This window comes from Ruegeria sp. AI3 (assembly GCF_056541245.1).
Map to the genome: position 1 here is coordinate 594,531 of NZ_JBQFYA010000001.1, position 25,978 is coordinate 620,508.

The 25,978-nt window shown below is 58.7% G+C and carries 28 protein-coding genes; 10 read left to right on the forward strand and 18 right to left on the reverse strand.

The features are described 5' to 3' along the window. The first annotated feature begins 46 nt into the window (after window positions 1-46). Window positions 47-1,390, forward strand: coding sequence for a dimethylsulfonioproprionate lyase DddP (gene dddP, locus ACRZ95_RS02950; protein ID WP_170676476.1), 1,344 nt, complete (start codon window positions 47-49; stop codon window positions 1,388-1,390). Window positions 1,391-1,394: 4 nt separating this feature from the next. Here the strand turns inward: dddP and ACRZ95_RS02955 are convergent, their stop codons facing one another. After that, window positions 1,395-1,586, reverse strand: coding sequence for a hypothetical protein (locus tag ACRZ95_RS02955; protein ID WP_170666482.1), 192 nt, complete (start codon window positions 1,584-1,586; stop codon window positions 1,395-1,397). 216 nt (window positions 1,587-1,802) lie between these two features. On the opposite strand from ACRZ95_RS02955, the gene ACRZ95_RS02960 reads away from it, so the two are divergent. Then, the gene (locus tag ACRZ95_RS02960; protein WP_170676478.1) at window positions 1,803-3,017 is read left to right on the forward strand and encodes a bifunctional alpha/beta hydrolase/OsmC family protein; all 1,215 of its coding nucleotides are present in this window, start codon (window positions 1,803-1,805) and stop codon (window positions 3,015-3,017) included. A gap of 12 nt (window positions 3,018-3,029) precedes the next feature. On the opposite strand, the gene ACRZ95_RS02965 is transcribed toward ACRZ95_RS02960, so the two are convergent. From ACRZ95_RS02965 to ACRZ95_RS02980, 4 genes are all read right to left on the reverse strand, one after another. Further along, entirely contained in the window at window positions 3,030-3,365 is a 336-nt protein-coding gene (locus ACRZ95_RS02965) for a hypothetical protein (protein ID WP_170374057.1), read from the reverse strand. 9 nt (window positions 3,366-3,374) lie between these two features. Then, window positions 3,375-3,932, reverse strand: coding sequence for a hypothetical protein (locus ACRZ95_RS02970; protein ID WP_170676480.1), 558 nt, complete (start codon window positions 3,930-3,932; stop codon window positions 3,375-3,377). Between the two features lie 140 nt (window positions 3,933-4,072). Then, the gene (locus tag ACRZ95_RS02975; RefSeq protein WP_170676482.1) at window positions 4,073-4,660 is read right to left on the reverse strand and encodes a biotin transporter BioY; all 588 of its coding nucleotides are present in this window, start codon (window positions 4,658-4,660) and stop codon (window positions 4,073-4,075) included. Between the two features lie 72 nt (window positions 4,661-4,732). Further along, window positions 4,733-5,161, reverse strand: a complete 429-nt coding sequence (locus tag ACRZ95_RS02980) for a DUF6314 family protein (protein ID WP_170676484.1) — start codon at window positions 5,159-5,161, stop codon at window positions 4,733-4,735. A 117-nt stretch (window positions 5,162-5,278) separates the two neighbouring features. Between ACRZ95_RS02980 and purB the strand changes: the two genes are divergently transcribed. The 4 genes from purB (at window position 5,279) to ACRZ95_RS03000 (ending at window position 9,477) form a co-directional block, all read left to right on the forward strand. Beyond that, complete coding sequence (purB, locus tag ACRZ95_RS02985) at window positions 5,279-6,583, forward strand: adenylosuccinate lyase (RefSeq protein ID WP_170676486.1); 1,305 nt, start codon at window positions 5,279-5,281, stop codon at window positions 6,581-6,583. A gap of 174 nt (window positions 6,584-6,757) precedes the next feature. Further along, window positions 6,758-7,306, forward strand: coding sequence for a tetratricopeptide repeat protein (locus ACRZ95_RS02990; protein WP_170676488.1), 549 nt, complete (start codon window positions 6,758-6,760; stop codon window positions 7,304-7,306). A gap of 77 nt (window positions 7,307-7,383) precedes the next feature. Further along, window positions 7,384-8,469 carry a flagellar motor switch protein FliG gene (locus ACRZ95_RS02995; RefSeq protein WP_480554486.1) on the forward strand — a complete coding sequence of 362 codons (1,086 nt, stop codon included), beginning with the start codon at window positions 7,384-7,386 and terminating at the stop codon, window positions 8,467-8,469. A gap of 84 nt (window positions 8,470-8,553) precedes the next feature. Further along, window positions 8,554-9,477: a lysophospholipid acyltransferase family protein gene (locus tag ACRZ95_RS03000; RefSeq protein WP_170666470.1), complete on the forward strand. Its 924-nt coding sequence runs from the start codon at window positions 8,554-8,556 to the stop codon at window positions 9,475-9,477. On the opposite strand, the gene ACRZ95_RS03005 is transcribed toward ACRZ95_RS03000, so the two are convergent. Beyond that, complete coding sequence (locus ACRZ95_RS03005; protein WP_170676490.1) at window positions 9,478-10,179, reverse strand: DUF1223 domain-containing protein; 702 nt, start codon at window positions 10,177-10,179, stop codon at window positions 9,478-9,480. It abuts the gene before it with no gap. A gap of 222 nt (window positions 10,180-10,401) precedes the next feature. Between ACRZ95_RS03005 and acnA the strand changes: the two genes are divergently transcribed. Continuing rightward, the gene (gene acnA, locus ACRZ95_RS03010) at window positions 10,402-13,092 is read left to right on the forward strand and encodes an aconitate hydratase AcnA (protein ID WP_170676491.1); all 2,691 of its coding nucleotides are present in this window, start codon (window positions 10,402-10,404) and stop codon (window positions 13,090-13,092) included. A gap of 144 nt (window positions 13,093-13,236) precedes the next feature. Then, window positions 13,237-13,938, forward strand: a complete 702-nt coding sequence (locus ACRZ95_RS03015; protein ID WP_170676492.1) for an SDR family oxidoreductase — start codon at window positions 13,237-13,239, stop codon at window positions 13,936-13,938. Here the strand turns inward: ACRZ95_RS03015 and ACRZ95_RS03020 are convergent. The 10 genes from ACRZ95_RS03020 to yajC form a co-directional block, all read right to left on the reverse strand. Further along, a complete protein-coding gene (locus ACRZ95_RS03020) occupies window positions 13,935-14,474 on the reverse strand; it encodes a DsbE family thiol:disulfide interchange protein (protein ID WP_170374068.1) in 540 nt (179 codons plus the stop codon). The genes ACRZ95_RS03015 and ACRZ95_RS03020 overlap by 4 nt on opposite strands. Further along, window positions 14,467-14,625, reverse strand: coding sequence for a heme exporter protein CcmD (gene ccmD, locus ACRZ95_RS03025; RefSeq protein WP_170374069.1), 159 nt, complete (start codon window positions 14,623-14,625; stop codon window positions 14,467-14,469). Before ccmD ends, ACRZ95_RS03020 begins: the two co-directional genes overlap by 8 nt. Beyond that, window positions 14,622-15,395, reverse strand: coding sequence for a heme ABC transporter permease (locus tag ACRZ95_RS03030; RefSeq protein ID WP_170676493.1), 774 nt, complete (start codon window positions 15,393-15,395; stop codon window positions 14,622-14,624). Before ACRZ95_RS03030 ends, ccmD begins: the two co-directional genes overlap by 4 nt. Before the next feature lie 61 nt (window positions 15,396-15,456). Beyond that, window positions 15,457-16,113, reverse strand: a complete 657-nt coding sequence (gene ccmB / locus ACRZ95_RS03035) for a heme exporter protein CcmB (protein ID WP_170676494.1) — start codon at window positions 16,111-16,113, stop codon at window positions 15,457-15,459. Beyond that, window positions 16,110-16,724 carry a heme ABC exporter ATP-binding protein CcmA gene (gene ccmA, locus ACRZ95_RS03040; protein ID WP_170676495.1) on the reverse strand — a complete coding sequence of 205 codons (615 nt, stop codon included), beginning with the start codon at window positions 16,722-16,724 and terminating at the stop codon, window positions 16,110-16,112. The genes ccmB and ccmA overlap by 4 nt, the downstream gene beginning before the upstream one ends. A 145-nt stretch (window positions 16,725-16,869) precedes the next feature. Then, complete coding sequence (locus ACRZ95_RS03045; RefSeq protein ID WP_170676496.1) at window positions 16,870-17,223, reverse strand: Mth938-like domain-containing protein; 354 nt, start codon at window positions 17,221-17,223, stop codon at window positions 16,870-16,872. Between the two features lie 9 nt (window positions 17,224-17,232). After that, window positions 17,233-17,979, reverse strand: a complete 747-nt coding sequence (locus ACRZ95_RS03050) for a sulfite exporter TauE/SafE family protein (RefSeq protein ID WP_170676497.1) — start codon at window positions 17,977-17,979, stop codon at window positions 17,233-17,235. Next, window positions 17,972-18,940 (reverse strand): protein translocase subunit SecF, encoded by a 969-nt coding sequence (gene secF, locus ACRZ95_RS03055; RefSeq protein WP_170374075.1) that lies wholly within the window; start codon window positions 18,938-18,940, stop codon window positions 17,972-17,974. The genes ACRZ95_RS03050 and secF overlap by 8 nt, the downstream gene beginning before the upstream one ends. 2 nt (window positions 18,941-18,942) lie before the next feature. Beyond that, window positions 18,943-20,604 carry a protein translocase subunit SecD gene (gene secD / locus ACRZ95_RS03060; protein WP_170676498.1) on the reverse strand — a complete coding sequence of 554 codons (1,662 nt, stop codon included), beginning with the start codon at window positions 20,602-20,604 and terminating at the stop codon, window positions 18,943-18,945. A gap of 33 nt (window positions 20,605-20,637) precedes the next feature. Next, complete coding sequence (gene yajC / locus ACRZ95_RS03065; RefSeq protein WP_155151194.1) at window positions 20,638-20,925, reverse strand: preprotein translocase subunit YajC; 288 nt, start codon at window positions 20,923-20,925, stop codon at window positions 20,638-20,640. Between the two features lie 345 nt (window positions 20,926-21,270). Here yajC and ACRZ95_RS03070 point away from each other — a divergent pair, with 345 nt between their 5' ends. Then, a complete protein-coding gene (locus tag ACRZ95_RS03070) occupies window positions 21,271-22,785 on the forward strand; it encodes a mechanosensitive ion channel family protein (protein WP_480554490.1) in 1,515 nt (504 codons plus the stop codon). An 88-nt stretch (window positions 22,786-22,873) separates the two neighbouring features. After that, complete coding sequence (serS, locus tag ACRZ95_RS03075; RefSeq protein WP_170676501.1) at window positions 22,874-24,166, forward strand: serine--tRNA ligase; 1,293 nt, start codon at window positions 22,874-22,876, stop codon at window positions 24,164-24,166. A gap of 60 nt (window positions 24,167-24,226) precedes the next feature. Here serS and ACRZ95_RS03080 read toward each other — a convergent pair whose 3' ends face one another. Both ACRZ95_RS03080 and ACRZ95_RS03085 read right to left on the reverse strand, forming a co-directional pair. Beyond that, complete coding sequence (locus ACRZ95_RS03080; RefSeq protein ID WP_170676502.1) at window positions 24,227-24,853, reverse strand: helix-hairpin-helix domain-containing protein; 627 nt, start codon at window positions 24,851-24,853, stop codon at window positions 24,227-24,229. A 72-nt stretch (window positions 24,854-24,925) separates the two neighbouring features. Then, window positions 24,926-25,915 carry a fatty acid desaturase gene (locus ACRZ95_RS03085; protein ID WP_170676504.1) on the reverse strand — a complete coding sequence of 330 codons (990 nt, stop codon included), beginning with the start codon at window positions 25,913-25,915 and terminating at the stop codon, window positions 24,926-24,928. Between the last annotated feature and the right edge of the window lie 63 nt (window positions 25,916-25,978).

The following is a 25,978-nucleotide window of genomic DNA, read 5'->3' on the forward strand; positions in this document are numbered from 1 at the left end:
CAGACCGAAGTTTGATACCTCTCGGGTGAACCAGCAGAGGCCAGTCATGAACCAGCATTACCGCGATACGCGTAAAATCGACCCGACCCGAGGCGTAACGCTCGGCGACGGTACGCCGAATGACAATGACCGAATCGAAATCGGGCCCACCCAGCTTGCCTTTGAAGAATGGGCCGAGGCCGGGCTGACCCTGCCCAACCTCGAGCGTATGCGCGAGCATCGCTGGAAGCGTCTGACCCAAGCCATCGTGGATCGTGGATATGGCGGGCTGCTGATTTTTGACCCGCTCAATATCCGCTACGCAACTGACAGCACGAATATGCAGCTGTGGAACACCCACAACCCATTCCGCGCCGTTCTGCTGTGCGCTGACGGGTATATGGTGATCTGGGACTACAAGAACTCCCCCTTCCTATCCGAATTCAACCCGCTTGTGCGCGAGCAGCGCTCTGGCGCGGACCTTTTCTACTTCGACCGAGGCGACAAGGTGGATGTCGCGGCGGATGTGTTCTCGAACGAGGTGCGAATCCTGATCGATGAACATAGCGGCGGCAACAAGCGTCTGGCCGTCGATAAGATCATGCTGCACGGTCTGCGCGCGCTTGAGGCGCAAGGATTCGAGGTGATGGAAGGCGAAGAGCTGACCGAGAAAACCCGCGCCATCAAAGGCCCGGATGAGATTCTGGCCATGCGCTGCGCCAGCCACGCCTGCGAAACAGCCGTGGCCGAGATGGAGAAATTCGCCCGCGCCAATGTAGGGAACGGCAAGACCTCGGAAGATGACATCTGGGCGGTTTTACACGCCGAGAACATCCGTCGCGGTGGCGAGTGGATTGAAACCCGCCTGCTGGCCTCGGGCCAGCGCACTAACCCGTGGTTCCAGGAGTGCGGCCCACGCATCACGCAACAAAACGAGATCATCGCCTTTGATACCGATCTGGTCGGTTCATACGGGATCTGCATCGATATCTCACGCACATGGTGGATCGGTGACCAGAAGCCGCGCCCGGACATGGTCTATGCCATGCAGCACGCGCATGAGCATATCATGACCAACATGGAAATGCTCAAACCCGGCGTCATGATCCCTGAGCTTACTGCCAATGCGCACAAGCTGGATGACAAGTTCCAGGCCCAGAAATACGGCTGCCTGATGCATGGTGTCGGTCTGTGCGATGAATGGCCTTTGGTTGCCTATCCCGACAAAGCGGTCGAGGGCGCCTATGACTACGCGCTCGAACCCGGCATGGTCCTGTGCGTCGAGGCCGCCGTTGGTGAGGTCGGTGGGGACTTTTCGATCAAGCTGGAGGATCAGGTTCTGATCACCGAAGACGGCTATGAGAACCTGACCAAATACCCGTTTGATGCCCAATTGATGGGTCAGGAATAAGCACTCAGTCCGGCCAGGTTGAGCGCCGGACATTCCCGTGCCAATCCTCGGATGGAAGGGCGGCTTCGACACTGGTCGGGGTCGCCCTTTCCCAATTTTGACCCAGTGAAAAGCCCAATACCCCGCTTAGCATTATAAGGATCAGCAGATCAGCGCGGAGGTTAGGCTGGCGAGGGGTGCATAACGTATGTGTCATCTCGGTCTCCTTGTCTTGCTTGGTGTGACAGCTGCAAGATGGGGGGAAGAGATCAATTATGAAAACGAATATTTGATGTGTGTATCATCACATTTCGTGAATATCGAAATATTCACTGGTTTTTGCTCACCTTCCCGTGACGCTTCCTACAATGGGGTTGAGACATCCGGCACAACTGCACACTATTGATCCCATACCGAAATCCAAGGAACTGCCATGCCCACCGAACGCATCACTTTTGCCGGTCACGACGGCGGCCGTCTGGCCGCGCGACTCGACCTGCCGGAAGGACCCGTCCTGGCGACCGCTCTGTTTGCGCATTGCTTCACCTGCTCAAAGGACATTCCTGCCGCGCGTCGGATCTCGGCTCGTTTGGCGGCAATGGGCATTGCCGTTTTGCGTTTTGATTTCACTGGGCTGGGCCATTCCGAGGGCGAGTTCGCAAACACAACCTTCACCTCGAATGTCGAAGACCTGATCGCGGCAGCGCATTACCTTGCTGGCCGAGACATGGCCCCTGCATTGCTGATCGGGCATTCCCTGGGCGGTGCTGCGGTTCTGCGCGCGCGGGCGGGCATTCCCTCGATCAAGGCGGTGGTAACGCTTGGGGCGCCAGCCGATCCGGGGCACGTCTCGCACCATTTCGAACAGGCTCTGCCCGAGATCGAACAAGAAGGCAGCGCCGAGGTTTCTCTGGGCGGTCGCCCGTTCCGCATCGGCAAGGCCTTTGTCGATGATATTTCGGAGGCTGCGCTGACCCCCTCGGTCGTCGACCTCAAAGCCGCGCTTTTGATCCTGCACGCGCCGCGGGATGAAACGGTGAGCATCGACAATGCCAGCACGCTCTTTATGGCGGCCAAACACCCTAAAAGCTTCGTGACGCTCGACGATGCCGATCACCTTATCACTCGGGCAAGCGATGCCGAATATGCCGCTGACGTCATTTCGGCGTGGGTGTCGCGCTATGTCGACCTCCGCCCGCCTGCTCCGCCTCCGGGCGCGCCCGAAGGGGTTGTCCGGGTGACCGAGGCCGATCCCAATGGCTTCCTGCAGGATATCCAGGCCGGGCCGCGCCATCACGTCGTCGCGGACGAGCCCGCCTCATATGGCGGCACGGATCGGGGCATGTCGCCTTATGGATTTGTCTCGTCGGGGCTTGGGGCTTGCACGTCAATGACGATCCGCATGTATGCGCGGCGCAAGAAGTGGCCGCTGACCAGTGTGTTGGTCGATGTTTGTCACAACAAAGTCCACGCGCAGGATGCGGGGCTGAACGGCGATGCCAAGGTCGATCTGTTCCGCCGCAAGATTCGGCTTGAGGGGCCTCTGGATCAGGCCCAACGCGATCGTCTTCTGGAAATCGCCGACAAATGCCCGGTGCATCGCACGTTGGAGGGTTCGGCACATATCACAACCGAACTCCTCCCCTGAGCGTGACGATTCTCAGCCCCGACGAGGCGCGGGCCGATGGATCGGAGGCCGCGCTGCTGGCGGCCGCGCAACCGGAGGCCGTGGCCGCGCCGGAGGCTTTGCGATCGGCGGCGTCGGACGTGCCGGAGGTCTGTTGACCGGCGGTCGGTCCGGCCTGTCCGGACGGTCGATATCGATATCCACATCCACGTCGTGGTAATAATCGTTCCACAGCATCGAGTCGTAGAAGGGATCATACCCGTATCCGACCCCTACCCCGACGCTGACGCCATCACAGGCCGCCAACGTCAGGCTAGAAATCCCCAGACCCAACACAAGCACGGATCGCTTCATCAGTTTACGTGTCATCTGAGCCTCCTATTGCAACGACCGGAACGACGCGAACACGGCGTTCAGATCATCCACATAGGCAGGATCGGCCCCATTCCGCAGGATCGTCACGGCAATCGCAACGCGCCCACGGGGCAGATCAATAATGGTGGCAGTGAAACTCACCCCTCCGTCTCGCGTGCCGGTGCCCCGGATCACCTTGGCAGGCAGTCCTGCAATCCGAATGTCGCTGGTGCTGGTAACCGTGGGATCATTCACCAGAAACTTGTCGATATCATCCAGATACCGCAACCCGTCCTGAATGCTGTTAACTCCTGCCGGCGAGACAAAGCCCATCCAGACCGAGTCATCCGTGACCGGCTTGAACCCCATCACACGCGCCACAGCGCGGGGGTCGCCCAGCTCCGTGTCTTCAATGTCGCGTGGTCCGCCTGTGCGCAGCACCCAGAAATCCGGCACCGCAAAGCTGAAGAGCGCACGCCCGGCGTCGGTATAAGTCACCGGGGTATCTGCGGCAGCTGGCACAGCCGCCCCGACCCAAAGGGCCGCGCAGGCCGCCAGAGCCGTCTTTAAACGAATACGCATATCTCAATTGCCTAATTATTTCACTGATCGCAGATTGGCCCGTCGCGGCTGGTCTTGTCCAGCACCCCCTTGCCTGGAAAAGAAAAAACCCGCGCCTCGGATCTCGGGGCGCGGGTTAGAATTTCAGCAGGCTCAGGCGCTTAGCTGCGCGCCTCTCCGACCAGTTTCCAAACGGCGGGGATCAGCAGTGCCGCCAGACCCAGCTTGATGGCGTCGCCCAGCAGGAACGGTGTCAGGCCCCATTCCAGGATCGGCTTGTCCCAACCGTAGAGCTGACCGAGCCACAGCAGGCCCGGTACGTAGATCAGAACGTTGGCCAGCAGTAGCGCCAGTGCCAGTTTGGTAACCGAGCGGTCCCAGCCGCGCGCGGCTAGAGCGCCCAGCAGAACGGTCGCCATAAGGTAGCCGACCAGATAGCCGCCGGTGCCGCCCATCATGTAGGTCAGACCGAACTTCTCGGCCGAGGAACCTGCGAACACGTCAAAGCCCAGCGCGCCAACCAACAGGTAGCCAAGCATGGTGATCAGACCCAAACGTGCGCCATAGGCGGTGCCGATGGTCAAGACAGCAAAAGTGCCCATTGTGATAGGAACAGGCCACATCGGCACTTTGATTTTCGCAGCAACCGCCAGGGCCACGATGCCCAGAACGACCAGTACAACCTGCTTTACAAGCAGCGCCGTACCTTCACGCGGGCCAAACGCATTGGCCAGAACGTTTACATTCATCTTAACTTCTCCCAATTCGGACCAAGATTTCTGCACCAGCAATGCCTTGTCAGCGCTCAAACTGCAACATGATTACGCTACCGCAGCATAGTCTGTGGTCATTTCGTAGGATTTTCGCGGCCCATTCACCGTCCATTGCACCGACCAGCGGGGCCAGTCGTGGAAATCATAGACCGCATCGTAACTGTCAGGCGCACAATCATGGTGGTCCGAGGCGTTTTGGTCGCCCAGCGTCAAGGCATGGAAAAACCGCCCGTCGTCAAAATGGATCAACACGCGATCTCCACCGTCGTGCCAAAAATACTTGCGGGTCCCTTTCATCGAAGGCTGTCCGGGGATGTCGAGCGTCACCTCTTCGGTGTAGATCAGCCCGTCCTCGGATCGCTGCAGCAGGGCCTCTCCCTCTGCCTGCACGACCTGCCCGGCCCGAGCATCGCGGATTATGCGCGTCAGGCGCCAGCGCCCTTCGAAATCGGACAATGTTGTCGGTAAGGTCGTCATTTCCACTATCCCGGCCAGATCGCCGCAATCAGGCACTCATGCCTTGTTCCCATACGCCTGCGGCGTTAAACCCCGCCGCAACGCTCTCTGCCAAATCACAATAAGGTCCTGCTGCCAATGATTCCTCGTTATTCCCGCCCCGAGATGGTTGCCATCTGGTCGCCCGAAACCAAGTTCCGCATCTGGTACGAGATCGAGGCGCATGCCTGCGAAGCCATGGCTGATCTGGGCGTGATCCCGCGTGAAAACGCCGACGCGGTGTGGAAAGCCAAGGACGTGGAATTCGACGTGGCCCGCATTGATGAAATCGAAGCTGTCACCAAGCACGACGTCATCGCATTCCTGACGCACTTGGCCGAGCATGTGGGCAGCGAAGAGGCCCGCTTTGTGCATCAGGGCATGACCAGCTCAGACGTTCTGGATACATGCTTCAACGTACAGCTGACCCGCGCCGCCGATATTCTGATCGCAGACCTCGAAGGGTTGCTGGCCGCTCTGAAACGCCGCGCCATCGAACACAAAGACACGGTTCGCATCGGCCGCAGCCACGGCATCCACGCTGAGCCGACGACAATGGGCCTGACTTTCGCCCGCTTCTACGCCGAGATGGACCGCAACCTTTCCCGTATGCGCGACGCGCGTGCCGAAATCGCCACCGGCGCGATCAGCGGCGCGGTCGGCACCTTCGCTAATATCGACCCCCGCGTTGAAGAGCATGTCTGCGACCAGTTGGGCCTGGTGCCCGAGCCGATCAGCACTCAGGTCATTCCGCGTGATCGCCACGCGGCCTTCTTTGCAACTCTGGGCGTCGTCGCCAGCAGTATCGAGAACATCGCCATCGAAATCCGCCACATGCAGCGGACCGAGGTTCTTGAGGCCGAAGAGTTCTTCTCGAAAGGCCAAAAAGGCTCCTCGGCGATGCCGCACAAGCGCAACCCGGTTCTGACTGAAAACCTGACCGGTCTGGCCCGTCTGGTCCGCATGGCTGTCGTACCCGCGATGGAGAACGTGGCCCTGTGGCACGAGCGTGACATCTCACACTCGTCGGTCGAGCGGAACATCGGCCCCGACACCACCGTTACTCTAGACTTCGCGCTGTCGCGCCTGACCAGCGTGGTCGACAAGCTGGTCGTTTACCCAGAAAACATGCTGGCCAACATGAACAAATTCCGTGGTTTGGTCATGAGCCAGCGCGTTTTGCTGGCCCTGACCCAGGCCGGTGTCAGCCGCGAAGATGCCTACCGTTTGGTGCAGCGCAACGCGATGAAGGTTTGGGAAGAAGGCAAGGACTTCAAAACCGAACTTCTGGGTGATGCCGAGGTGACCGCCGCCCTCAGTGTGGAAGAGATCGAAGAGAAATTCGATCTGGGCTACCACACCAAGCATGTCGACACGATTTTTGAGCGTGTCTTCGGCGAATAAACCATCTCAGAAAAGCGCCCGGCCCCTCATCAACCGGGCGCTTTTTACATCACCACGCACTTCGTGAACAAAAATTCTGTCTGCTTTGTGAATAAATCGAAAAGCTCCGGTGTTAGCTTTTTTGAAGATCACACTATGATTTCAATGAGCAGACCTGACCACGGAGTTAAAACTATGCGCATTCTTCTTGCATCCGCGATTGCACTGACCTCTTTTGCCTTTTCCCCCATCGCAGCCCACGCGGCCGGTGGCGGCGGTGCCAATCCCCCCAAGCCCACCAACACGACAAAAAAATGCCTGTTCGGCCGGGTCTGGAGCGAAGACCGCGGGCGCTGCGTCAAACCGAGTGCTACGAATTTCACCGATGAGGACCTCTATGAGGCCGTGCGTGAGCTGGCTTATGATGGTCAGTTGGAAAACGCCCAGAGCATCCTGCGCGTGATGAGCGATCAAAGCGATGACCGCGTTCTGACCTACTGGGGCTTCACGCACCGCAAGATGGGCAACATTGAGCTAGCGAATGCCTATTACGAGCAGGCCATCGCAACAAACCCCGACAACCTGCTGGCACGCAGCTATATGGCTCAGGGTTTTATTTCCGAAGGGAAAACTGATCTGGCCATTGCGCAATGGCGCGAAATCAAGGCCCGTGGCGGCGAAGGCACCTGGGCGGAGGCGTCTCTGCGCGAGGCCATCAAGACCGGGCTGACCTACAACTACTGAGGTTCAGCCTTTCTTTACCTGATTCCCGCTAACCTGCCTGTGGAACGCAACTTTGGCACCGCAGGCAGATGCAAGACATGAATACTTTGGTTCAGGTGGCACCGGGGGCTCAGCCCTCGGGCGCAGGTCAGGCGGGCGACGCGCCCCGCGTCGTCCCACGCACACTTAGCAATCGCCAAAAGGCCGCTATCGTGGTGCGTCTGTTGCTGAATGAAGGAGAGGACATTCCACTAGAGGAACTGCCCGACGAATTGCAGGAAACACTCACGCATCAACTGGGTCAGATGGGTCTTGTAGACCGTGTGACGCTGGATGCCGTGGCGCAGGAGTTTGGCGACGCGCTGGATAGCGTGGGCCTGTCCTTCCCCCATGGCCTCGCCAGTGCGCTGGATGCGGTAAACGGCAAGATTGCCCCCGCCACCGCAGCGAGATTGCGCAAGATCGCCGGCGTGCGTCAGATTGGTGATCCGTGGCAAAGACTGCGAGAAATTTCGGCCGAGGATCTGGCCCAGATGGCGCAGGCAGAAAGCACTGAGGTGGCCGCCGTGATGTTGTCCAAGCTCGACACGGCCAAAGCCGCGCAATTGCTAGGGCACCTGCCCGGCCCCATTGCGCGACGCATCACCTATGCTATCTCCAAAACGGCCAATGTGACCCCCGAAGCGGTGGAACGGATCGGCTGGTCGATGGCTGCTCAATTGGATCAACGGCCTTCTCAGGCCTTTTCCGACGGCCCCGGCGCGCGTGTGGGGGCGATCCTGAATCAATCGGCGGCCTCGACCCGAGATGGTTTGCTGACGGCCCTGAACGAAGAGGATGCCGAATTCGCGGATATCGTGCGTCAATCCATCTTTACCTTCGCGCATATCCCGGCCCGTGTCGCCGCACGCGATGTGCCCGCCATTCTGCGCGGGGTGGAACAGACCAGCCTTATCACCGCGTTGGCGGGGGCCCCTGCCGATGATGAAAAGGCCTCGGTCGAATTTATCCTCTCCAACATATCTTCTCGTATGGCCGACAATCTGCGCGAAGAAATGGCTGAGCGCGGGCGCGTCAAACAGTCCGAGGCCGAAGAGGCCATGACTGAGATCGTAGGCGCAATACGCACGTTGGTGGACGACGGCACGCTTACACTGGTCGAGCCGGAAGAAGACGAAGACTGACCTAAATCGGCTGAGTGCTTGAGCTTGCCGAGCCGGGCCTGTATGTCAAACCCAGCAAAACGCAACACGCCGTGAGACACCTCCATGCCTGCCGAAAAGTCAGAGCTCAGCCGGTTTGAGCTTGGGAAATACTATGTCGCCAGTCTGTTCTTGAAAGGCGTGATCGGTGGCATGCGGCTTCTGCCCTATGGGACCCGCATCGCGGCAATGGGGGCCTTGGTGCGCGGATTGGCACCTTTGGTCGGGTTTCGCAAACGGGTCCGAAACAACCTGAAACTCACCTGCCCCGAACTGTCAGAACGTGACATTAACCGTATCTCTGCCGAGGTCTCGGACAATGCAGGTCGGGCCTTGATGGAACATTTCTCACCCGAAGGGTTCACGGCGCGCCAACGCAACGCCAAGCTTTCCGGCCCTGGTGTTGCCGCTTTTGATGCTGCCGCCGCCGAAGGGCGACCGGTCATGATCATCGCCGCGCATTTCGGCCACTACCTCGCAACGCGGATCGCGCTGCAAGCCCGCAGCGGGCGCCCGCTAGGCTGCCTCTACCGTCGCATGGCCAACCCCTATTTCAACGAGGCCTACGTCGAAGCCTTCTACAAAACCGGCTCACCCATGTTCGAACAGGGTCGGCGCGGGATGGTTGAGATGGTGCGCTCCCTCAAAGGCGGTGAAATGATCGCCATCGTCTCTGACCTGCATGTTCACGGCGGCGAGGAGTTGATGTTCTTTGGCAAGCCCGCCGTCACATCCGTTCTGAATGCCGAACTCGCGATGAAGTTCGACGCGGTCATGATCCCCTGCTACGCGGTTCGCCAACCCAATGGTCTGGATTTCGAAATCGCGATGCACGACCCGGTGCCGCATTCCGATCCCAAGACCATGACCCAATATATCAATGACGATTTGGAGCAGATGGTGCGCCAGCATATGGGTCAATGGTTCTGGATTCACCGCCGCTGGAAGGCCTGGAACGGACTTGGTGTTCAGCCCGAAGATATGCCCTGATCACTTCACATGCGCGGCCGCGATGATTGGCCCGTGACCTGCCCGCTGCACCAGAACAACCGCTGGCAGGTCCGAGTCCAACTGCGCTGAAAACGCCTGCTCGCTGCCCCCATCCCAGCGCCCGGCCATCTGCCAGCTTTCCACCACATTGGCATAGTCGAGATCATGGCCCGCGAGCTCTCCACGCCGGATCGAGGCATGACGCAGCGGCGTGTACTGGACGATCCGCACGTCGTAGGTATCCCCAGCTGGCAAGTCGATCGGCGTCACGCGCACCGTCACCTCTTGCCCCGAACGCTCGGCTTCAACTTCGGCTGTGGGCGCGGCGATCAGATGCGCCTTGATCAGCCGATCCAATTCCTGCGCCTTCGCACCAACCACATCATGCTGTCCGTTGATCACCATCTGTGGCGTGTAGATCATCGACCGGCCACCATTGCGAGCATAGGCCCGTTGCCGCGACGTATGATCAGGAATGGCGTATTCGTCCTTCCAGCCGATGTAATCCCAATAGTCCACATGCAACGCCAGCCCGATCACGTCGTCGCGCTTGACCAGCTCATGCAAAAGCCGATCCGCCGGGGGGCAGGACGAACACCCTTGCGAGGTGAACAGCTCGATCACAACCGGATCCTCTTGCGCCGATACTGAAAAGGCGGCACAGGCGGATAGAATGGCGGCTGCTACGGCGGATTTGAACATGAGTCCCCTCGGCTTGAAAATCTTGCAAAACGGATAATCGTTTTGCTCTTCAAGCTCCAATCAAGGTTTCTTGAGACGAGGCGACCTCCTGCCCTTGAATTTGCATACCACAGTATACACTTTCGATTTGTCACTAACTGACGCTTGAACCCCGGACAAACGTGATCAAGATAAACCGCAGCGAATCCCATTTTCCAAGTTATTTGAGAGGGAGGCCACAGGATGCCTATCAAAACCGGACAGGATACCGCCAAAACACGCCGCAGCCTGAGCGTGAATGGTAAAACCATTTCCTACTACTCCATCCCCGCCGCTCAGGAGGCCGGTCTGGGTGATTTCTCCAAGCTGCCCGCCGCGTTGAAAGTGGTGCTGGAAAATATGCTTCGATTCGAGGATGACGGATTCTCTGTCTCTGTCGACGACATCAAGGCCTTTGCGGAATGGGGCGAAAACGGGGGCGAGAACCCGCGTGAGATCGCCTATCGCCCTGCCCGCGTGCTGATGCAGGATTTCACCGGTGTGCCTGCCGTGGTTGATCTGGCGGCGATGCGCGATGGGATCAAAGCTTTGGGCGGAGATGCGCAAAAAATCAATCCGCTAAACCCGGTGGATCTGGTCATCGACCACTCGGTCATGATCGACGAGTTCGGCAACCCGCGTGCGTTCCAGATGAATGTGGACCGTGAATATGAGCGCAATATGGAACGCTACCAATTCCTGAAATGGGGTCAGAACGCGTTCAACAATTTCCGCGTCGTACCGCCTGGCACCGGCATCTGCCATCAGGTGAACCTAGAATATTTGGCCCAAACCGTCTGGACGGATACTGATCAGAATGGCGAAGAGGTCGCCTATCCCGACACCCTTGTCGGTACAGACAGCCACACCACCATGGTCAACGGCATGGCCGTTCTGGGATGGGGCGTCGGCGGGATCGAGGCTGAGGCAGCGATGCTCGGCCAGCCGATCTCGATGTTGATCCCCGAGGTCGTGGGCTTTGAACTGACCGGCGCGATGGTCGAGGGCACTACCGGCACTGACCTTGTGCTGAAAGTCGTCGAGATGCTGCGTGAAAAGGGCGTGGTTGGAAAATTCGTCGAATTCTACGGCGATGGTCTGGATCGCCTTCCGCTGGCCGACCGTGCCACGATCGCCAACATGGCCCCCGAATATGGCGCAACCTGCGGCTTCTTCCCAATCGACGGCGAAACCCTGCGCTACATGCGCAATACCGGGCGCGACGAAGAGCGACTTGCGCTGGTCGAAGCCTATGCCAAGGAAAACGGGCTGTGGCGTGATGAGAACTACGCGCCGATCTATACCGACACCCTGTCACTAGATATGGGCACCATTGTGCCTGCGATCTCGGGGCCGAAACGTCCGCAGGACTATGTGGCGCTGACGGAAGCGAAGGCCGCGTTCCTGAACGAGATGGAGAAGACCTTCAAACGCCCGATGGGCAAGCAGGTCGAAGTCAAAGGCGAGAACTACGGTATGGAATCAGGCAAGGTCGTGATCGCCTCGATCACCTCCTGCACCAACACCTCGAACCCCTATGTGATGATCGGAGCGGGTCTTGTAGCCCGCAAGGCCGCCGCGCTAGGTCTGGACCGAAAGCCATGGGTGAAGACCTCGCTTGCGCCGGGATCGCAGGTGGTTTCCGCCTATCTTGAGGCGGCGGGTCTGCAAGACGATCTGGACAAGATCGGGTTCAACCTTGTGGGCTATGGCTGCACCACCTGTATCGGTAACTCGGGTCCGATCCAGCGAGAAATCAGCGAAGCTATTTCCGAAGGCGATCTTGTCGCCACCTCGGTTCTCTCGGGCAACCGCAACTTCGAAGGGCGGATCTCGCCGGATGTGCGCGCCAACTATCTGGCCTCGCCGCCTCTGGTCGTTGTCTATGCGCTGGCAGGCGCCATGGATATTGACCTGACCTCCGAACCCATCGGTCAGGATCGGGACGGCAATGACGTCTTTATGAAGGACATCTGGCCCAGCCAGAGCGAAATCGCGGAGTTGGTCGAAGCAACCGTCACCAGCGAGGCGTTCCAGTCGAAATATGCCGACGTTTTCAAAGGGGATGAGAAATGGCGTGAGGTCGAGGTTCCGCAGCAGGAAACCTATGACTGGCCGCCGACCTCGACCTATATCCAGAACCCGCCCTATTTTCAGGGCATGGGGGCTGAGCCGGGCACGATCTCGAACATCGAGGGGGCCAAGGTGCTGGCGATCCTCGGCGATATGGTCACGACCGACCATATCTCACCCGCTGGATCGTTTGCCACGACCTCGCCCGCCGGTCAGTACCTGATGGAACGTCAGGTGCAGCCGCGTGAGTTCAACTCCTACGGCTCGCGCCGGGGCAACCATGAGGTCATGATGCGCGGCACCTTCGCCAATATCCGCATCAAGAACGAGATGCTGGACGGGGTTGAAGGTGGTTACACCAAGGGGCCGGATGGCGCGCAGACCTCGATCTACGACGCGTCGATGGCGTATCAGGCGAATGGCACCCCTCTGGTCGTTTTCGGAGGTGAACAATATGGCGCGGGCTCTTCCCGTGACTGGGCCGCGAAGGGGACTGCTCTGCTGGGCATCAAAGCCGTGATTGCAGAGAGTTTTGAGCGCATCCACCGTTCAAACCTCGTGGGCATGGGCGTGATTCCGTTTGAGTTCACCGGTGGTGATACCCGCAAAACGCTTGGGTTGAAGGGGGATGAGACGGTCTCGATCCATGGTCTGGACACGATTGAGCCGCTGCAGGAGGTGCCCTGCACCATCACCTATGGCGACGGGACAGAGAAGACCATCACCCTGAAATGCCGCATAGATACAGCCCCTGAGATCGAATACATCGAGAACGGCGGTGTTCTGCACTATGTGCTGCGCAATCTCGCGAAGGCGGGTTGACGTGGTGTTGATCCACAGACTGAAAAGGACGCCGGTCGGCGTCCTTTTTTTATGCGAGGCTCTGCCTCGCGCTCCGAGGTATTTTTGAACAGAAGAAGTTGATTGTGTCCTGAGTGGACTATCAACCGTGCGCGGGAGGTTGGTATGGAGAAAGTGGCTTTGGTAACCGGCGGCGCGCGGGGGATCGGGCGCGCCATCGTGGAAGACCTACGGCGCGATCATCGTGTTGCTTTCACATGGCTGTCCACCGAACCCGATCCGGTGTTGGAAGGGGAAAGTTTGCAACCGATACGGTCCGATCTGACGCAGGACGGACAGCCTGAAGGGGTTATACGCGACGTTGTCGAACGTTTCGGGCGGCTGGACATGATCGTGAACAATTCGGGTTTGGTCAGGTCTACTCCGAAAGAGGTTTTTGACCTGGAAGATCATCGTTCCATTTTAGATTTGAACCTGCTGGTCCCTGCCGCTTTGTTAGCGGCTGCTCTGCCCCATTTGAAACCGGGCGCGGCGATTGTCAGCATTTCCTCGATGAACGCCGTTTTGCCGCCGAAGGACGCGGTGATCTATGGGGCAAGCAAGGCAGCCCTGAACCTTTGGACACGCGGGATGGCAAAGGAGCTTGGATCTCAGGGTATTCGGGTCAACGCTGTGGCACCGGGGGCGATTAATATCCCCGAAGACCCACGCCCCGAAGACTTGACCGCTTTGTTCGTCGAGAACACAGCCATGGGGCGGATTGGGAAGCCAGACGATATCGCGAAGGCCGTGCGGTTCTTGGCGTCAGACGACGCCGCATTCATCACGGGTGAGACCTTGGCTGTGACCGGTGGCTACAGGCTCTAACCGCCAGCCGCTTTTTCAAGCGCCGGGCGGATCGTGCTTTCGATCACACGTTGGGTGATCGGACCGGCGAAACGCAGGACCACGGTGCCTTCCCCGTCGATCACATAGGTTTCGGGAACGCCGTAAAGCCCCCAATCCAAAGCCATGCGGCCCTGCTCGTCGCGACCGATGCCGGTATAGGGATCGCCCAATTCAGTCAGAAAGCTTTGCGCATTGTCCAACTTGTCTTTGTAGTTGACGCCGTAGACCGGGATGCCTTCGTTCGACAGCGCCTCAAGGTTTGGATGCTCTGCGCGACAGGGGGCACACCAGCTGGCCCAGTAGTTGACCAGCTTTACCTGCCCGTCCCGCAGGGTCGCGTCGTCGAAAGGCGTTTTGCCCGGAAACTCAGTCAGGACGACCGGAGGAGCGGGTTGCCCTTCGCGGGCGGATGGCAGGGCGTTGGGGTCGTCTCGGAACATGCCGATACCGGCCAGAACGGCAAAAGCACCGAAGATCAGCGGCGGCGCGACCATCAAAGGCGAAATCTTAGCCATTGCGCGACATCCTTTGTTCGATTTTCTCCATTTCGGCCCGCACTTTGCGTCCCCGGATCACGCTGAAGACGACCAGCGCAACGAGCAGCAGGATCGAAGCAGCGTAGGACGACAAGACAGCGTCTGCGTATTTTCCAAGATCAGGCATCATGCGCCCACCCTTTCACGAGCCAGTAGCGCTTTGACCCGACGCGCACGGATTTCAGTGCCGGTACGATACAGAACCAAAGCGATGAACAGCAGAACGAAGCCAATGATGCAGGTCAGCAATGGATAGAAGAACACGTTGCTGACCTTCTCTTCAGTATCCGTGCCCGTGACCGCTCCGGCCCGCATGACCGAGGCGCCCTGATGCAGCCCCTGGTTCCAGAAGTTTACCGCATAACGGCTGAGAATCGCGAAAACCGATCCCACAAGACACAGGACCGAGGTCAGGTCGGCGGCGGTGTCCGGGTCCTCGATGGCCTCCCACAAGGCGACGTAGCCGAGATAGAACAGGAACAGGATCAGGAACGAGGTCAGGCGTGGATCCCAGGCCCACCAGGTGCCCCACATCGGTTGGCCCCAAATCGCCCCGGTCGCCAATGCGATTAGGGTCATCACGATGCCCACAGGTGCGGCGGCACGCGCGGCCAGAGCGCTGACGTGATGGCGGCGCACCAACCAGACCAGCGAGGTCACCAGCATCATCAGCCAGCAATTGATCGCCATCAGTGCAGATGGGACGTGCAGGTAGATGATCTTTACGGTCGAGCCCTGTCGGAAATCATCGGGCGTGAAGAAAAAGCCCCAGACCAGTCCGACCGCCAGAAACAGGGCAGAAGTGATCCAGAAAAACGGCAAGACACGCTCACTGGTGGCAAGAAACTTGCGCGGGTTGGCATATTCCCAGAGGGCGTTGGCTTTGGCTGCGAGTGTCATGGGCGTTATTTAGTCTGAATCGGATGCGGTCTCAATTGACCTTGGTCAAACTTGTGGCGCTTCACCGCAGATTGATCCGCAGGACCGCCGCGCTGGCGAAGGGCAGCAGCGCAATCGTAGCCATCGTGATCCCCGCCAGCATCAAAAGTGGGGTTTGGGTCTCCATCCCGACGGCGCCCCGACGGGCGACTTCTGCACCAAAGATCAGGGTTGGGACATAGAGCGGTAAAACCAGCAGTGACAACAGAAGGCCACCGCGCTTCAGTCCGACGGTCAGGGCTGCGCCGAAGGTGCCGATGACGCTCATGGCGGGCGTTCCGAGCAGGAGCGAGATCACCAGCCAGAAGAAGCCCGGCGTGGGAAGGTTCAGCAAGACGCCCAAAAACGGTGCTGCAAGAACCAGAGGCAAACCGGTCGTGATCCAATGCGCCAGCGCTTTGATCGAGACGACGGCCTCTAGCGGCAGAGGAGCGGTGGCCAAAAGGTCCAGCGAGCCATCCTCCCAATCCAAGGCCAGAAGACGGTCGAGGGACAACAGGCAGGCCAGCAAAGCACCCAGCCATAGAATTCCCGGCGCGATGGTCGAGAGTAGCGACGATTGTGGACCTACAGCAAAAGGCACCAGAACCGTTACGATCAGGAAGAAGGCAAGGCCGAGACCAAAGCCTCCGCCTGCGCGGAAGGCTAGCTTCAGGTCGCGCAACAATAGGGCGATCACAGGAAGCCTCCGTCGAAGTCATCGATGGGTTGCGGCTTGGCCTTATAGGGGCCGACGTCCAGAACCTCTCCGTCGAGGCCGAGGTCGATATGGGTCGCGATCAGGGCCGAGCCGCCCTGCCCCAGATGCCGACGCACGGCGCTGGCGAACATCTGAACGGCGTTTTTGTCGAGTGAGACGGTTGGTTCGTCCAGCATCCAGATCGGCCGCCCCGTGACCAGCATCCGTGCAAGGCCCAGCCTGCGCTTTTGCCCTGCCGACAGATTGCCCGCATGGCGGTCGGACAGGTCATTCAGCGCGAAGGCGTCCAGAGCCGGCTGTATGTCATGGGTCCCAAAGACCGACGCCCAGAAAGCAAGATTTTCGACCACTGTTAGGGTTGGTTTCAAACCATCGGAATGCGAGGCGTAGGCGATCTGGTCCTCTGCCCCTTCGATGTGCCCCGCCAAGGCAGGTTGTAGCCCCGCCAAAGTGCGCAGGAGCGTTGTTTTTCCGATTCCGTTTGGCCCGCGCAAAATGAGCGCCTGACCGGGGGTGAGTTTGAAGCTCACCCCCTCGAGCACGGGCACGCCACCACGGGTGATGGTCAGATCGGAAACGGATAGTGTCATAAGACTCGCTTATCCGATTGGGGACGCAGGCAAAAGGTTGGATTTGACGCAGGGAGCTAGGGCAGTGCGCTTGGATGGGTTCGGATGCGAGGGGCCAGCCCCTCGCGCTCCCTGGGATATTTTTGGCCAGATGAAGCGGATCCCGTCAGACCGGGATCAGAGCGAGCGCGATGCGGCGACCTTCTGACAGAAGGACGTTGTAGGTGCGGCAGGCGGCCGGTGAGTTCATGATCTCTACGCCGATCCCAGCGGACTCGAGAGTTTGGCGCAGCTCGGGCGGGATGTGGGCAAGCTCTGCTCCGGTTCCTATGAACAGGACATCGACGACCTCGGACAGTTCGCGCAGTGGCTCGTCGTCTGAGTATCCGCCCCACGCCTTCGTTCCCTTCGGGCCAGTCAGCACTGCGCCTTGATGAACGCGCCCTCCGATCCGGAAAAAGCCGGGGCCGTATCCATCGACCGGTTCGGCGTTGGTGTAGTTGATCTCATTCAATCGCATGCGCTGTGTTTACCCCCAAAGCGGCAGGCCGGACAAGGCCGCCAACACAATCACCAGATAGGCGGCCGCGCGGTAGAGGCGTTCTCGGTCTGGTCGGAAAAGCCGCCCGCCCAGCCAATTGCCTAGCAGGTTGGGTAGCGCCAGAAGAAAACCCAGCCCAGCAGCGGCGAGGGTGACCTGCGCCATACCGGTAAGATAGCCGAGTAGCAGGAAATCGAACCCGAACAGAAACAGCAGGATCGTCGCGCGAATGACATCAACCGGCAGTGGGCGCGACATGTAGAACAGGATAACGGCCGGACCAGGGAGCCCGGCGACACCGCCAAGAAACCCGGCGGCTCCGCCGATACCCGTGACCATCACGCGGCTGACATGACCGTGATAGCGCAGGCCGAGGATCAGAATGGCCAGCATCGCAAGGGCCAGACTGCTGACCGCATAGCGGAAAACCTCGGGCGCAACCTGCGTCAGCACCCACAGTCCCAGCGGCAGGACCAGTGCGCAGCCAAGCAGTAGGCGTGTCAGATCGCCCTTGTTCACGGCACCCCATGCCCGGCGCAGATTAGGCAGAGGGCCAAAGATATCCATGATCGTTAGGCCGATCAGCGCTCCGAACGGGCCGAGATATGGGGTGGCTATGGGCAGGAAAACCAAAGCGGTGCCAAACCCCGAGAAACCGCGAACGACGCCCCCAAGAAAGGCTGCAAATAAGACAACGGCCAGACCCTGTGGGGACTGGCCGAAGATCTCAGGCATCTACGTTGGCAAACTGGTTGCCCGCGTTATTGGACGGCTTGGACCAGTCACGCTTGACACCCAGCCACAACAGGATGGTCGAGGCCACGAAGACTGACGAATAGGTCCCCACGATCACACCCCAGATCATCGCGAAGACAAAGCCTCGGATCACGTCCCCGCCAAGCACATAGAGCGAGATCAGCGCCAGAAGGGTCGTGACCGACGTCATCACCGTCCGGCTGAGGGTTTCGTTGATCGAGATGTTGAGCACCTCTTTGAGGTCTTTCTTCTTGTACTTCCGCAGGTTCTCGCGCACGCGGTCGAACACGACCACGGTGTCGTTCAGTGAGTAGCCCACGATGGTCAGAAGCGCCGCGATAATGGCGAGATCAAAGCGGATTTGAAGCTCCGAGAATATGCCGATGGTCAGGATCACGTCATGCACAAGCGCCGCGACCGCGCCAAGAGCGAACTGCCATTCGAACCGCAACCAGATGTAGACGAGCACCGCTCCGATGGCCAAAACGATGGCGATTACGGCTGTCTGGATCAATTCGCCCGAGACTTTCGGGCCAACCGACTCTACCGATACGAATTGGATATCGGGGATCACGGCCTGCAGCGCGCCCTCAACAGCTGTGATGGTCGAGGCTTCGACAGCTTCTGCATCTGCCTGCGCCTGAATGCGGATCATTGCAACGTTGTCTTCCGGTCCGAAGGTCGGGTCGAAAATCTCGGTGATCGAGACATCGCCCAGTTCGAGAGGTGCAATTGCGTCGCGATAGACACCCACGTCAATCGGCTGGGTGCTTTCGGTACGGATCGTTGTGCCACCACGGAAGTCGATACCGAAGTTGAGGCCCTGCAACATGAATGAGGCGAAGGCCACAACCATCATCAGGGCCGAGATGCCCAGCCAGAGCTTCCAGCGGCTGAAGAAATCGAACGAGGTGCTTTGGGGTACGAGTTTCAGTCTCATGATCAAACCTCGATCGTTTTCGGACGGCGGCGTTCGAACCACATGACGACCATCAGGCGCGTCACGAAGATCGCGGTGAAGACCGAGGTCAGGATACCCAGGCCCAGAGTGATGGCGAACCCACGCACAGGTCCGCTGCCCATAGCAAACAGGATCACCGCCGTTATGAAAGTGGTCACGTTGGCATCCGCGATGGCCGACAGAGCCTTTTCATAGCCTAACTCAATCGCACGCGCAGGGCCTTTGGCGGATTTCAGTTCCTCTCGGATACGTTCGAAAATCAGCACGTTGGCGTCCACGGCCATACCGACCGTCAGAACAATACCCGCGATACCCGGCAGGGTCAGCGTCGCACCGATCAGCGACAGCAGGCCGAACAAAAGGCCTACGTTGATGATCAAGGCAATGTTGGCGAAAAGACCAAACAAACCGTAGCTGAGCGCCATGAAAACCAGCACCGCAGCAAAGGCTACCATAGTGGCGACTTTACCGGCGTCGATGCTGTCCTGACCCAATTCAGGGCCGATGGTACGTTCTTCCAGGAACTCCAGCTCGGCAGGCAAGGCCCCTGCCCGTAGCAGGATGGCAAGGTTGGTGCTTTCCTCGACCGTGAAGTTGCCTGTGATGATGCCTGAGCCGCCGGGAATGTGGCTTTGGATCACAGGGGCCGAGATCACCTCATCATCCAGCACAATCGCGAAAGGCGCGCCAATATTTTCCAGCGTATAGTCACCGAATTTCCGCGCGCCCGACGTGTTGAACCGGAAGCTGACCGCGGGACGGCCGTTCTGATCAAACGAGGGCTGCGCATCCACCAGTTCTTCCCCGGTCACGACCGGAGAGGATTCAAGCGTGTAGTACACACCGCTTTCGTCAATCGACGGCACCACTTCTTCTCCGATACCTGCAACGGCATCCGGGTCCGTGCCACGACCGACAACCGGGTTGAAAGTCAGCTGCGCCGTCGTGCCGATGATCTCTTTCAGCTCGCCTGCACTTCCGATCCCGGGAACCTGAATCAGGATACGGTCTGCACCTTGGCGCTGAATGGTGGGTTCACGCGTACCAACCTCGTCAATCCGGCGGCGCACGATCTCAAGCGATTGACGCACGGTGCGATCGTCCGAGGCCAACTTCTCCGCCTCGGACAGCTGCACGACGATTGTATCGCCATCGGCAAAAGCCTCGATATCGGTCGCACCGACACCTGTCAGCGTCTGAACCTGACGGGCCAGACCGCGAACGGTTTCGAGCGCGCGCGCCATCCCCTCGGGTTGGCTGATGCGAACGCGAATCTGGTCGGGGTCCGAGTCCTGACGACGGATCGTGCCAACGGTGGAACGCTCATCCCGCAGGGCGTCGCGGATTTCGGGCCACATCGCCTCCATGCGGGATTCGTAGACATCCTCGACCTTGACCTCGGCCAGCAGATGCGCACCGCCCCGCAGATCGAGGCCCAGATTGACCAAGGAGGACGGCAGCCAATTCGGCCACAGCGCCGCTTCGGCCTGATTTTCGGGCGTATCCGCACCAAGCTCAATCGCGGCTTTGGCGTCGTTGGATTGTTCGACCCGCGTGTAGAACGCATTCGGCAGAGCCAAGAGCAGGCCGGTCACACAGACCAGCCAGATCAGAACCCGCTTCCAGGTATCAATTTGCAGCATAACCCTGCCTTTTCAAGGAATTGTAAGGCGAAGTTACTTCGCAGGTTCGGTTTTATTCAGAACCTGAGCGATGGTCGATTTGACCACTCGAACCTTAACGCCCTCGGCGATCTCGACCTCGATCTCGTTGTCGCCTTCCTTGACCTTCGACACCTTGCCGATCAGACCACCCTGTGTGACGACTTGATCGCCACGGCGCACGGCCTCGACCATGGCCTGATGTTCTTTCATCTTCTTTTGCTGCGGACGGATCAGCAGGAAATACATGATCGCGAAGATCAGGATCAGCGGGAGAAACTGGGCGATTGCGCCACCTTCCATGGGATATTCCTTTTTCTTTGACCTGCGGCACCGTTCCGCAAATTTGGCGGGAACCTATGCGCTGATATGCGTGTTTGCAAGCAATGGCGGCAGCGTGACCCACCTGAACGCACACCTGCCGCCACAAGAACCGTCAAAACGTTGCAGATATGTCCTAGGAACGCTGTTCAAACCGGGTATAGTTCCAAACAAGGGGGACACATGGCACGGCAATTCAAACCCTTCCATTTGCTACGTTATTTGCTGACTGCAATGGCGGCAGCTCTTTGGCTAAGCCAACCTGTCGAGGCACAAGAGTCACCGACCGATGCGCCTGTGACAGAAGCTGCAGAATCAGAAACTTTTATGGCCCCAGTTATAATCGACGGGGACGTTCTGTTTCAGGTTCGAGGCTCAAGCGCACTACCCGCCCCCGAGCGTGCCGAAGAAGTTCAAGACAAGATCATAGAAATCGCCGAAGCGTCGGACGCGTCCGAGGTCACGATCAGCTTTGAGGAAACCGAGTTCGGCACCTGGGTTCTGGTTGATGGTGAACGGGTTTCGATCGTCACCGAAGCCGATGCAGAATTGGACCAGATGGAACTCAGCGTTGTCAGCGTTCTGCACGGCAATGCGATCAAACAGGCTATTGAGGCCTACCGTTTGAATCGAACAGAACAGGCGCGGGTTTCAGGTGCTATCGAAGCCGCGGCTTGGACCTTGGGCTTCGTTGTCTTTATCGTGATGATCTTGTGGCTGCACCGCAGAATCCGGCGGCGGACACTGAGATTCGTAAAGCGCTATCTGAAGGACGTGGAAACCGCCACTGCCAAGAGCGTTCAAGCTGAGGCCATTGCAGCCTTGGTGCGCTACGGTCTGAATTTCGTCCTTTTGGTGATTTTCTTCCTGGGTTTCTACTACTACCTGTCTTTCGTTTTACTGGCCTTTGCCGAAACTCGGTATTTCGCGCAATTGCTGCTGACCTATCTGACCGAGCCGGTCCTCCTGATCTTCAAAGGCATCCTCAGCTATATCCCAAACATGATCATGCTTGGCCTGATCGCCTGGGTAACTTTGTATATTATCAAGGGCATGCGGGTCTTCTTCGACGCGGTCGAAGCGGGATCGTTCGATATGGGCGATTTTGAGAAGCATTGGGTTAACCCGACCTTCAACATTGCCCGAGTGGTCGTGATACTGATCGCGCTGGTCTTTGCCGTGCCCTACATTCCAGGCTCGGATTCGGCGGCATTTCAGGGCCTGACCATTCTGGTCGGTGCCATGCTGTCGCTGGGCGCAAACTCGGTCGTATCGAACATGCTGGCCGGGCTGTTCGTGATCTATCGCCGCTCGACCTCAATCGGGGACCGTATTCAGATCGGAGACCACATCGGCGACGTGGTGCAGATCAAGCTGATGGAAACACATCTGAAATCCATCAAGAACGAGTTGATCTCAATCCCCAACGCGCAGCTGATGAATTCGGACGTGGTGAATTTCTCGAAGAAGACAGATGGCAGCGGGCTGTTGCTGCACACAACTGTAGGGATCGGCTATGAAGAGCCACCCGAAAAGATCGAGGCGATGCTGATCGAGGCCGCCAATCGCACCAAGGGCATCAAGTCCAAGCCCGAACCCTTTGTCCTGTGGACCGCACTGGCCGACTACGCGATCAATTATCAGATCAACGGATACACGACCCGGGGCAGCATTATTCCCAAGATCCGGTCAGATCTGCATCGCAACATTGTGGCCGTATTCAACGAGAATAACGTGCAGATCATGACCCCCTCCTACATCGCTGATCCGCCCGAACCAAAGATCCCGACCGGGGAATGGGACGGACATCTGGCTCATCACGATGAGGAGCCGGACAGTTAGGCGCAGTTTGGTTAACCAACGCTACACCCTCCGAGATATATGGTGCATAAGCAGTCGCAGTGATTCACTGCATTCAAGGATCTGAACTATGCACGACATCCGCGCCATTCGCGAAAACCCAGCCGCTTTCGACGCCGCACTCGCGCGCCGTGGGGACGCGCCGGTGTCGTCAGACCTGCTGCGGCTGGACGAAAGCCGCCGCGCCAAGATACTGGCCGCAGAAACCGCTCAGGCCGAACAGAACAAAGCGTCTAAAGAAGTCGGTGCTGCCAAAGCCCGCGGTGATGAGGCCGAGTTTGAACGCCTGCGCGCGCTGGTGGCCGAAAAGAAGGCCGAAATCGCCCGGATGCAGACCGAGGCCAAGGATCTGGACGCTCTGCTGGCGGACCAACTGATCCGTATTGCCAACCTGCCCGCCGAGGATGTGCCAGAAGGTGCCGATGAGAACGACAACGTCGAGGTCAGCCGCTGGGGCACCCCACGCGAGTTAGACTTTGCCCCGAAAGAGCATTTTGAGATTGAGGCCGTTCAAAACGGTATGGATTTCGAAACCGCCGCGAAACTCTCTGGCTCGCGCTTTGTGCTGCTGTCCGGCGGTGTCGCGCGTATCCACCGTGCGCTGGCCCAGTTCATGCTGGACACGCATATCAACGAAAACGGACTGACCGAGGTCAACGGCCCGGTTCTGGTTCTGTCCGAGATGATGCAGGGCACCGGCCAGCTGCCGAAATTCGGCGAGGACAGCTATCAAACCCGCGAAGGTTGGTGGTTGATCCCGACCTCCGAGGTTTCGCTGACCAACATCGTCAACGACACAATGATCGAAGAAAGCTACCTGCCCCGCCGTTATACCGCGCATTCGCTCTGCTTCCGGTCCGAGGCCGGTTCGGCGGGCAAAGACACCCGCGGAATGCTGCGTCAGCATCAGTTCGAAAAGGTCGAGATGGTCTCGATCACCCATCCCGAGACCTCGGATGACGAACAAAAACGCATGGTGCGCTGCGCCGAGGGCATTCTGGAAAAGCTGGGCGTGCCGTATCGCACCGTTATCCTGTGTACCGGCGACATGGGCTTTGGCGCCCGCCGTACCTTTGACATCGAGGCATGGCTGCCCGGTCAGGACACCTATCGCGAGATCAGCTCGGTCTCGACCTGCGGCGATTTTCAGGCCCGCCGCATGAATGCACGTTTCCGGCCCGAAGGTGGCGGTAAACCGGAATACGTCCACACGCTTAACGGCTCTGGCCTTGCGGTGGGTCGCTGCCTGATTGCCGTGCTTGAAAACGGTCAGAACGCAGACGGCACCGTTACCCTGCCCGATGTCCTTGCCCCCTATCTGGGTGGCAAGCTGACGCTGCAACTGGACGGCACGCTGGTATAAGAAAACCGGCATCCGCGTTGCGCGGTGCCGGTCCGAAACACTTGAAAGGGCGAAGAAAGGCTACTTCTTCGCCTTTTTCTTATCCTTCTTCTTGTCAGATTTTTTGTCCGACTTCTTGGCATCCTTTTTGCCAGTATCTTTCTTCTTTTCGGCCTTTTTGGACTTGTCGTCCTTCTTGGATTTCTTCCCCTTCTTGGACTTGGCCTTCACCTTGTCCTTGGCCTTTGAGAACGCAGCCTCCATCTCGGCCCGCTTTTTCGCGGCTTTCTCAGCCTTGGCTTTTGCCTTGGCTTTCTTCTTGGCCTTCGCCTCTGCGGCTTCTGCAGCGGCTTTTTCCTCGGCGGCTTTGCGTGCAGCTTCGGCGGCGCGCTTCTCGGCAGCGGCGGCGACAACTGTCTTGCGTGCAGCGGGGCGTCGGGCCGCCGGTTTACGCGTAGCGGGCTTGCGGGCAGCAGGTTTGCGAGCGGCCGCGCGACGCGGGGCTGGCTTGGCAGCCGCCGGTTTCGCAGCGGTCGCCTCTTTTGCAGCGGCAATCAGGACCGCTGCGCGCGCCACACCGACGCGGGGGACCTTGACGAGATCTTCCGGTTTCGCTTTCGCAACGGCTTCGGCGGTCTTGAGACCGTTATCCGCCAAACCTTTAGCGAGAGTATCGCCAACGCCTTTTATCTCGGTCAATGCGGTCATTCTGGGTCCTTTCTCTATCTCCCTGGTCACCTGTATATACACAGGATATACGTTCTTCAAGCGGAGCTGCGCCTATGACGATCCATGGGCCAAGTCAGCAGTCTGCCCTTTTTTCGGAAAAGGCACCAGTCGCTTGGCGTCTTCGTCCCACAGTTTTAGATTTAACGCGGCCACGGCTTCGGGAAACTTGATCCGACGCGGGGTGTATTCGGGCGGCAGGTTGTAGTGGCACTCACGCAACCGGTAGGACGGAATGCGAGCGTTGAAATGGTGAATATCGTGCAAGGTGATACAGGCCACCGCGTTGTCGAACCACCAACCGAAATCCAGCGCTGACGAGCCCTGAAGCGCCGCGATCTGCGGATCCAGCTCCGGGCGACGATCCCAATATGTGTCCTCGAAATTGTGCTGTAGGTAGACGAGGAATACGCCCAGCATCCCACCCAGCAAGGAAAACACAAGCCAGACCAAAATACCGGTCGTCCCGGCGATCAGATAAAGCAGCCCGAGAAAAACGACGATCGAGAGGTTGTGCAGAACAACGCCCTTTACACCAAACCGCACCGTGTTTTTGGGCCACCGGTAGCGAATGAAATAAGTGAACAAAGCACCGACCGGCACCAGAATGAACGGGTTGCGGTACAGGCGATAGACAAGACGTTTGAGCCAGTCCGCCTCGTTCCATTCCCGCAGGGTCATGGTGTGGATTTCACCAGTCTCCCGATGCTCAAGGTTGCCGATCCCTGCGTGATGCAGATTGTGGTTCTGCTTCATCACCTCAAAAGGGGCAAAGGTGAAAGGCGACAGGCCGTGCCCCGCCCATTCATTCTGCTGCCGGGTTTCGAACAGGGAATGATGCCCGCAGTCGTGTTGCAGCACGTAAAGTCGCACAGCGGAAAAGGCGAAGATGATCCCGGCTGGGACCATGACATACCAGTGGTCCACGTTCACAATCGCCAAGGCCAGCGAGGCAAAATAGACGGCGAAGGTTCCGAAATAGCTCAGGGCTGCAAGCCTGTTGTCCTGAACCGCGTATTGCCGCGTGTAGTCTCTGAGATTCATCAAGCCCTCTCCCACGATGGCCCGGTTAAATGAGAAGCAAAAGGAATTCAGACCCGCCGCAGG

Bases quoted from the DNA above. Each gene is read 5' to 3' on its own strand.
- acnA (WP_170676491.1), top strand. From the start codon at position 10,402: ATGCCTATCAAAACCGGACAGGATACCGCCAAAACACGCCGCAGCCTG.
- ACRZ95_RS03085 (WP_170676504.1), bottom strand. From the start codon at position 25,915: ATGAATCTCAGAGACTACACGCGGCAATACGCGGTTCAGGACAACAGG.
- purB (WP_170676486.1), top strand. From the start codon at position 5,279: ATGATTCCTCGTTATTCCCGCCCCGAGATGGTTGCCATCTGGTCGCCC.
- yajC (WP_155151194.1), bottom strand. From the start codon at position 20,925: ATGGAAGGTGGCGCAATCGCCCAGTTTCTCCCGCTGATCCTGATCTTC.
- secF (WP_170374075.1), bottom strand. From the start codon at position 18,940: ATGAGACTGAAACTCGTACCCCAAAGCACCTCGTTCGATTTCTTCAGC.
- serS (WP_170676501.1), top strand. From the start codon at position 22,874: ATGCACGACATCCGCGCCATTCGCGAAAACCCAGCCGCTTTCGACGCC.
- ACRZ95_RS03080 (WP_170676502.1), bottom strand. From the start codon at position 24,853: ATGACCGCATTGACCGAGATAAAAGGCGTTGGCGATACTCTCGCTAAA.
- ACRZ95_RS03005 (WP_170676490.1), bottom strand. From the start codon at position 10,179: ATGTTCAAATCCGCCGTAGCAGCCGCCATTCTATCCGCCTGTGCCGCC.
- ACRZ95_RS02955 (WP_170666482.1), bottom strand. From the start codon at position 1,586: ATGACACATACGTTATGCACCCCTCGCCAGCCTAACCTCCGCGCTGAT.
- ACRZ95_RS02965 (WP_170374057.1), bottom strand. From the start codon at position 3,365: ATGACACGTAAACTGATGAAGCGATCCGTGCTTGTGTTGGGTCTGGGG.
- ACRZ95_RS02970 (WP_170676480.1), bottom strand. From the start codon at position 3,932: ATGCGTATTCGTTTAAAGACGGCTCTGGCGGCCTGCGCGGCCCTTTGG.
- ACRZ95_RS02990 (WP_170676488.1), top strand. From the start codon at position 6,758: ATGCGCATTCTTCTTGCATCCGCGATTGCACTGACCTCTTTTGCCTTT.
- ACRZ95_RS03070 (WP_480554490.1), top strand. From the start codon at position 21,271: ATGGCCCCAGTTATAATCGACGGGGACGTTCTGTTTCAGGTTCGAGGC.
- ACRZ95_RS03050 (WP_170676497.1), bottom strand. From the start codon at position 17,979: ATGCCTGAGATCTTCGGCCAGTCCCCACAGGGTCTGGCCGTTGTCTTA.
- ACRZ95_RS02980 (WP_170676484.1), bottom strand. From the start codon at position 5,161: ATGACGACCTTACCGACAACATTGTCCGATTTCGAAGGGCGCTGGCGC.
- ACRZ95_RS02995 (WP_480554486.1), top strand. From the start codon at position 7,384: ATGAATACTTTGGTTCAGGTGGCACCGGGGGCTCAGCCCTCGGGCGCA.
- ccmD (WP_170374069.1), bottom strand. From the start codon at position 14,625: ATGATGCCTGATCTTGGAAAATACGCAGACGCTGTCTTGTCGTCCTAC.
- secD (WP_170676498.1), bottom strand. From the start codon at position 20,604: ATGCTGCAAATTGATACCTGGAAGCGGGTTCTGATCTGGCTGGTCTGT.
- ACRZ95_RS02975 (WP_170676482.1), bottom strand. From the start codon at position 4,660: ATGAATGTAAACGTTCTGGCCAATGCGTTTGGCCCGCGTGAAGGTACG.
- ACRZ95_RS03020 (WP_170374068.1), bottom strand. From the start codon at position 14,474: ATGGCTAAGATTTCGCCTTTGATGGTCGCGCCGCCGCTGATCTTCGGT.
- ACRZ95_RS03045 (WP_170676496.1), bottom strand. From the start codon at position 17,223: ATGCGATTGAATGAGATCAACTACACCAACGCCGAACCGGTCGATGGA.
- ACRZ95_RS03030 (WP_170676493.1), bottom strand. From the start codon at position 15,395: ATGACACTCGCAGCCAAAGCCAACGCCCTCTGGGAATATGCCAACCCG.
- ccmA (WP_170676495.1), bottom strand. From the start codon at position 16,724: ATGACACTATCCGTTTCCGATCTGACCATCACCCGTGGTGGCGTGCCC.
- ACRZ95_RS03015 (WP_170676492.1), top strand. From the start codon at position 13,237: ATGGAGAAAGTGGCTTTGGTAACCGGCGGCGCGCGGGGGATCGGGCGC.
- ACRZ95_RS03000 (WP_170666470.1), top strand. From the start codon at position 8,554: ATGCCTGCCGAAAAGTCAGAGCTCAGCCGGTTTGAGCTTGGGAAATAC.
- ACRZ95_RS02960 (WP_170676478.1), top strand. From the start codon at position 1,803: ATGCCCACCGAACGCATCACTTTTGCCGGTCACGACGGCGGCCGTCTG.
- dddP (WP_170676476.1), top strand. From the start codon at position 47: ATGAACCAGCATTACCGCGATACGCGTAAAATCGACCCGACCCGAGGC.